Origin of the sequence: Amphritea sp., assembly GCF_050300915.1 — a bacterium.
Taxonomy (GTDB): Bacteria; Pseudomonadota; Gammaproteobacteria; order Pseudomonadales; family Balneatricaceae; genus Amphritea.
Map to the genome: position 1 here is coordinate 1 of NZ_JBNKYN010000230.1, position 560 is coordinate 560.

Annotated in this window: 2 protein-coding genes; both read left to right on the forward strand. The window is 45.5% G+C overall.

Going from position 1 to position 560, the window contains the following annotated elements; genetic code table 11:
* Positions 1 to 254: hypothetical protein (locus tag ACQY8X_RS21165; protein ID WP_428037102.1), on the forward strand; the 254-nt coding region annotated here is incomplete at its 5' end.
* 96 nt (positions 255 to 350) lie between these two features.
* Positions 351 to 560: hypothetical protein (locus ACQY8X_RS21170; protein WP_428037103.1), on the forward strand; the 210-nt coding region annotated here is incomplete at its 3' end.

Consider the following 560-nt stretch of genomic DNA (forward strand, 5'->3'; position numbering starts at 1 on the left):
TCCTCCTCGCTCTATCAGGCCTCTTTCATCAGTCATATTATTGGCTGGCTTTTTCAATTGTGGTGTTAACATCCGCGGCTATTGGTGCAAAGTACGGGGTTGGTCGAGTGGCTAATTATGCCGGCAAACTGATGTATTTATTTTTTGGTGGTGGCAAGTGTAAGTTCTGTGGCACACCTTACGGGAAGGAGTCTGTTCAATGCGCCCAATGTGGAAAGTTGATAAATGAAACATCAAGTTCAAATCACACATAACAAGCCGCTCAAATACGTTCCGGCCACAAAAAGCGTGGCCTCCACCGGACTCGCTGACGCTCGCCGTTTAGCGGGGCGTTAATAGGCAAGTAAAGCATGTACTTAGTTGATGACCCAAGTGCTCAAGAATTGTTGTATCAGATCGCCGGAAACGGCACTGTGATATTTGGGGTTCTCACGTTGGTGGCAATGTTTGTGTATCGAAATGGTAAGTTTGATAACTTTGCAGTAGCACTAACAAGGTATGTCCCAGTCTGGTATCGACTAATATCTTGGATTACGGTCTTTGCTATAGGTGCGTCATTT